Below are 5,719 nucleotides of genomic sequence, written 5' to 3' on the forward strand. Positions count from 1 at the left end.
GCGTCCAGCCCCTCTGCGCTCCCCAGGGACAGACCCACACCGTGCAGGGAAACAGGATAGTCGCGCCGGATTGCCGCGAGTGTGCGGATGGAGGAGCCGCCGCCCATGTAGTTCTCGGTATGCGCCTCCAGCCATGCGACTGCGGGCCGTGTATCGAGCACCGCCTCGTGGTGTTGGAAGCGCAGCCCGATCCCCGCGGCGACCGGCACCGCGCTGCGTGCGTCACCCACTGCGGCCACGGCAATCAACTCGCCTTCATGCTTCCGCCCTGGATCTTGCTGCAGTCACCGGCCGGCAGCAGCACGAAGGACTTGGGGTCACGCGCCTGCGTGGACTGACCGGCACAGGAGTGCGCGCCCTCGGCGCAGTCGTTCTTGGCGATGGCGTTGATGCCGTAGCACTTCTCCAGCTTGTTGCTTTGCATGCGCGCCATGTTGTCCTTGACGACTTGCGGCATCTTGCTCATGTCCGTGCCTTGCGCCTGCGCCGACATCCCTGATGCGGCCAACACAAGTCCGAGTGCGGTAGACAGAACGGAACCTGCGAACAATTGACGACTCATGGTTCGACCTTTCGCGTAGCGGTCTCCCATTGAGACCGACAATCAATAGTTCGCCACAGCGCGGTGAAAGGTTACGCACCGCGCAAGAAAAATAGTTGCGTCGGCGTGCCGCGTTGCGAGCTATCGTGCGCTGTGTGAAGAGCAACCTCGATCGAATTCACGCATTGAAAATCGTCGGCCGCGCCGCATCGTCGACCGAGGCGACCGATGTCCAGGGAGAACGCGCGCCCGAGGGGTCCGTCCCGGGGCGCGAGTTCGACTGGGCCATTCTGATGGCGCGTGCCCAAGTGGGTGAACAAGAGGCCTATCGACGCCTGCTCGACGAGATCACGCCGTACCTGCGTTCACTGGCAGCAAAAGCGCACCGCGATCGCAGCGACATCGAGGACACGGTGCAAGATGTCCTGCTCACCGTGCATTCCATTCGCCATACCTACGATCCGAGCCGCCCCTTCGGCCCCTGGCTGGTGGCGATCGCGCACCGGCGCATCGTCGATCGGCTCCGTCGCCAAGGCCGCGCGGCACAGCACGAGACGTCGCTGGCACCAGAACACGAAACCTTGGCGGCCGCCGAAGCGAACTACTTTGGAGAGGGTGTGGACTTTGCGGCAGTGCACGACGCGGTCGAGCGCTTGCCGCCAGGGCAACGCGACGCCATCAAGTTGATGAAATTGCAGGAGATGTCGCTGCGCGAGGCCGCCACGGTCAGCGGAATGTCGGTTGCTGCCTTGAAGGTGGCAACTTACCGCCGCATCAAGAACCTGCGCAAGCTGTTCAATGGGCCTGCCGGATCATGATCAAGACGAACGATCTCATTGACGCAATGGTGGCTGATGCGCGGCCGGTGCGCCGCCTTCGGCCGCCTGTGCTACGGGCGGCGCTGTGGCTGCTGCTTCCGGCGCTGATCTTCGGGTTGTTGGCCGTGGGCCACGGTGTACGCCCCGACTTGGCTGAGCGACTGAAGCAGGTTGATTTCATCGTCGGGACGGCCGCCTCCCTGCTGACCGGTGTGCTGGCGGCCGTCGCCTCGTTCATGCTGAATCTGCCTGACCGGACGCGTGGCTGAGCGCTGCTGCCGGTGCCTGCGCTGATCGTGTGGATGAGCACCCTCGGGTACGGTTGCCTGGTGAATTGGGTCAGCGTCGGCCCCGATGGCGTCCAGCTCGGCGAGACGGCACGATGCTTCGCCACGGTGCTGATGACCAGCCTGCCGCTGTCACTGGCCATGTTCGCCATGCTGCGCCACGGGGCGCTGCTGTCGGTCAGCACGGTCTCGCTGACAGGGGGCCTCGCCGTGGCCGCGATCTGTGCGACGGCGATGTCGATTTTCCACAGCCTGGACGCGACCATGATGATCCTGATCTGGAATCTGGGCACGGCAGCACTCATCGTCGCTCTGGGCCGCTTGCTCGCTCCCCAGCTGGCCGCCGCTGGTCGTTGAGCCGGTGTCAAGAAGTCGCTGGCTCGGGGTCATTTATGACGAGGGTGGCGAGCTTCGCTTGATGCTGGAGGGCGCTGAGAAGAAGCTGCAGCGGGCGGAGATCGGGCCCAACCCGGCTGTTCGATTCACTCGAATGCGGGCGTTCGTCTGCAAGCGCATCTTGGCAACTTCAACCGGCGAGTGGGAAAAGCGCAGCAACTGCAGGAATGACCGCCTCGAGCGGCAGTCGCAGTGATTGCCGAGGTTCTTGATGTCACTGGCGATCCACAACCCGCAACTGCCGCTCCCCACACTTCRCACGGACGGGCGGACTGCTGCCTTCCCCGGGGGCAGCGAACCCCACGAAGTGGGGAGCGTGGGAGCCAGTCAGGCCGGGTCCGGGGTTCGAAGGTGCTCCAGCACCGAGCGCGCCGCGGCGGTCAGGTCCTGCTCGCGCCGCACGCACAGCAGGTGCCGGCGCACCGCCCAGGGGGCATCGAGCCGCAGGCAGCGCAGCCGCAGGATCTGCAGCTGGGGCAGGATCGCCGCGAAGGGCAGCACGCCGATGCCGACGCCTTGCTCGACCATGCGGCACACCATGTCGAAGCTGCCGACCTGCATGCGGACCTTGAGCGGCACCTGCGCCTCGAGCGCGGCGCTCAGCAGCACGCGGTGCAGCGCCGTGCCTTCGCGCACCACGATATGGTCGTGGCGCAGCACCTCGTCCACGCCGATGCGCCGGCGCCGGGCCAGCGGATGGTCGCGCGCCACCACCACGGCCAGTTCGTCGCTGCGGTAGGGCAGGCATTCGAGGCCCTCGGCCGGCGTGTGGCCCTCGATCACTCCGATGTCGGCCAGGCCGCCCAGCACGGCCTTGACCACCTCGGTGCTGGCGCGTTCCTGCAGGTCGATCTTGAGCACCGGGTGCAGCCGCAGGAAGGAGCCGATCTGGGCCGGCAGGAACTGGGCGATGGCCGACGCGTTGGCCGTGATGCTGACCACGCTCGCCACGCCGTTCTGGAAATCGTCGAGTTCGGCACCGAGCCGGTCCATGGCCGACAGCACGGCGCGCGCATGCAGCAGCAGTCCGTGGCCCGCCGAGGTGAGCGTGACGCCGCGCGCGTGGCGCACCAGCAGCGGCAGCCGGGCCCGCGACTCGAGGTCGGAAATCCGCTTGCTGGCGGCCGCCAGCGCGATGTGACAGCGCTTGGCGCCCTCGCTGATGCTGCCGTGGTCGGCCACGGCCACGAACAGGCGCAGCGATTTCGGGTCGGCGGACATGCAGTGTCAGGGCGCTTCGGGTGGCTGCGCGAGGTAGTCGAAGAGTTCACGCGCGGAGGCCGGCAGCTGCTCGCGGCTGCGGGCGACGATCTTGAGCTCGCGCTCGGCCCAGGCATCCGTGAGYGGCACGGTCGTGATGCGCAGCGCGCGCGATAGGCGGCGCGCCGACGAGGCCGRCAGCACGCCGACGCCGACCCCGGCCTCGATCATGAGACAGATGGCCTCGAAGCTGCCGACCTGGATCCGCGGGCTGTAGCCGCGGCCGGCGAGCTCGGCCTTGCGCAGCAGGAAGCGGTGGATCGCGCTGGCGTGGTGCAGGCCCACGTGCTGCTCCTCGAGCGTGTCGACGAAGGCCATCGCGGACGTCTCGGCGAAGCGATGCGCCGTCGGCACCACCAGCACCAGCTGGTTGCGGCCGAAGGGCCGGGCGTCGAAGTCGCCGGTGTGAACGTCGCCGGCCAGGATGCCGATGTCGGCGCCGCCGTCGGCCACCGAACGCACGATCTCTTCGCTCAGGTATTCGCGCAGGTCGACCTGCACCGCCGGATGCTGCGTGAGGAAGCCGGCCAGCTTCTCGGGCAGGTATTCGGTGATCGAGGTGGTGTTGGCGAACACCCGCACATGGCCCTTGATGCCCTTGCCGAAGTCCTGCATGTCGATGCGCAGGTGCTCCATCTGCTGCATCACGCGCTTGGCGTGGTAGAGCAGGGCCTCGCCGGCCGCGGTCATGTTCACGCCCTGCGCGGTGCGGTGCAGCAGCTTGCCGCCGATGGCTTCCTCCATCTGCTTGATGCGGGTGGAGGCGGCCGCGAGCGAGATGCAGGCCTTGTCGGCGCCGCGCGTCAGGCTGCGCGCCTCCGCCACATAGGCGAAGAGCTTGAGGTCGAACAGGTCGAAATGAAGATTCACGCGCGGATTGTCCCGCTAAAACCAACCCGCATCAGGCCGGCAGGCGGCCTGCGGCCCCCTCGGGGGGCAGCGACACACGAAGTGAGGGAGCGTGGGGGCTCGTCAGATCAGGCCGGCGCCGGGCCGCCCCAAGGCGGCCTGCGGCCCCCTCGGGGGGCAGCGACACACGAAGTGAGGGAGCGTGGGGGCTCGTCAGACCGGGTCCCAGCTGAAGACGTCGGCCGAGCGGTCGAGCGGGTAGAAGCTGGCGCGCATCGCCGGCATGGCGTGCTCGGCGATGGTCTGCGGCGTCCAGCCTTCGGAGCGGTGGATCGAGCGCACCGGGCGCGGCTGGCTGATCAGCGAGATCTCGTTGTTGCGCACCGAGAAGATCTGGCCGTTGACCTCGTGCGCCGCATCGCTGGCGAGGTAGACCGCCAGCGGCGCGATCTTCGAAGGCGTCATCTGCTGGATCTTGGCGACGCGCACCCGCTGCTCTTCCGTGTCGGTCGGGATGGCGCCGATCATGCGGCTCCAGGCAAACGGCGCGATGCAGTTGGAGCGCACGTTGAACTTGAGCATGTCGAGCGCGATCGACTTCGACAGCGCCGTGATGCCGAGCTTGGCGGCCGCATAGTTGGCCTGGCCGAAGTTGCCGATCAGCCCCGAGGTCGAGGTCATGTGCACCATCGCGCCCGAGGCCTGTTCCTTGAAGAAGACCGCGGCGGCACGGCTGACGTAGTAGCTGCCGTAGAGGTGAACCTTGATCACCGCGTCCCATTCGTCGACCGACATCTTGTGGAAGAAGCGGTCGCGCAGGATGCCGGCGTTGTTGACCACGGCGTCAATGCGGCCGAAGTTGTCGACCGCGCACTGGACCATGCGCGCCGCACCGGCGGCATCGGCCACGCTGTCGGCGTTGGGCACGGCCCCGCCGCCCAGGGCATGGATTTCGTCGACCACCTGCTGGGCCGGCCCGGCGCTGTGGCCGGCGCCGTCGAGCGCGGCACCGATGTCGTTGACCACCACGCGCGCGCCGTGGGCCGCCATGGCAAGCGCGATGTCGCGGCCGATGCCGCCCCCCGCGCCGGTGACCAGAACCACTTTGCCTTCGACCATGGAATCTCTCCTCGAGCTGCCTGCGGAAATCGCCGACAGAGGATGCCACGGGCGTCGCCGCCCGTGTTCCAGCATTGCGAAGGGGGGCTTCGGGAGACCTACGCGGCGTCGCGATCGCGCAAGACCAGCGTCTGGACGGCGACGCCGATCGGGCCCTGCTCGTCGTAGAGCCGCGACAGCGTGGTGCCGGCACCGCTGCCATGCGCCTGTGTTTCCGCGGCGAGGCCGATCCAATCGCCCACCGGCTGGCGATGCAGGTGCAGGCTCAGGTCGGCATTGGAAAACATGTAGCGTTCGACCGGCAGCAACCAGCTGACCCCGTTGCCGAAGTCGGACGCGGCGGCGGCGCGCATCGCCGGCGAGTTCGGCACGCCGGCCACCAGCGGCACCGCGAGCCGGAACCAGGCCGCGCCCGGGCCCGGCTGCGAGATATCGCCCTGGGCGACGAG

At 67.8% G+C, this 5,719-nt stretch carries 7 protein-coding genes and 1 pseudogene; 2 read left to right on the plus strand and 6 right to left on the minus strand.

The features are described 5' to 3' along the window. Window positions 1-245: multinuclear nonheme iron-dependent oxidase (locus AC1D2K_RS28605; RefSeq protein ID WP_478093014.1), on the minus strand; the 245-nt coding region annotated here is incomplete at its 3' end. Then, window positions 245-562, minus strand: coding sequence for a BufA1 family periplasmic bufferin-type metallophore (locus AC1D2K_RS28610; RefSeq protein WP_478093017.1), 318 nt, complete (start codon window positions 560-562; stop codon window positions 245-247). The genes AC1D2K_RS28610 and AC1D2K_RS28605, both read right to left, overlap by 1 nt. Window positions 563-696: 134 nt before the next feature. On the opposite strand from AC1D2K_RS28610, the gene AC1D2K_RS28615 reads away from it, so the two are divergent. Together AC1D2K_RS28615 and AC1D2K_RS28620 are read left to right on the plus strand one after the other, a co-directional pair. Continuing rightward, a complete protein-coding gene (locus AC1D2K_RS28615) occupies window positions 697-1,359 on the plus strand; it encodes a sigma-70 family RNA polymerase sigma factor (RefSeq protein WP_478093019.1) in 663 nt (220 codons plus the stop codon). A gap of 26 nt (window positions 1,360-1,385) precedes the next feature. After that, window positions 1,386-2,003 (plus strand): annotated as a pseudogene (locus tag AC1D2K_RS28620) (NrsF family protein). A gap of 366 nt (window positions 2,004-2,369) precedes the next feature. Here the strand turns inward: AC1D2K_RS28620 and AC1D2K_RS28625 are convergent. The 4 genes from AC1D2K_RS28625 to AC1D2K_RS28640 form a co-directional block, all read right to left on the minus strand. Next, window positions 2,370-3,263 (minus strand): LysR family transcriptional regulator, encoded by an 894-nt coding sequence (locus tag AC1D2K_RS28625; protein WP_478093022.1) that lies wholly within the window; start codon window positions 3,261-3,263, stop codon window positions 2,370-2,372. 6 nt (window positions 3,264-3,269) lie between these two features. Further along, entirely contained in the window at window positions 3,270-4,172 is a 903-nt protein-coding gene (locus AC1D2K_RS28630; protein ID WP_478093023.1) for a LysR family transcriptional regulator, read from the minus strand. 192 nt (window positions 4,173-4,364) lie between these two features. Next, window positions 4,365-5,270 carry an SDR family NAD(P)-dependent oxidoreductase gene (locus AC1D2K_RS28635; protein WP_478093025.1) on the minus strand — a complete coding sequence of 302 codons (906 nt, stop codon included), beginning with the start codon at window positions 5,268-5,270 and terminating at the stop codon, window positions 4,365-4,367. Between the two features lie 98 nt (window positions 5,271-5,368). Next, window positions 5,369-5,719 (minus strand): thioesterase family protein (locus tag AC1D2K_RS28640; RefSeq protein ID WP_478093026.1); only part of this gene is annotated, 351 nt, incomplete at its 5' end.

The organism is Variovorax sp. P1_H12_2 (genome assembly GCF_056405335.1).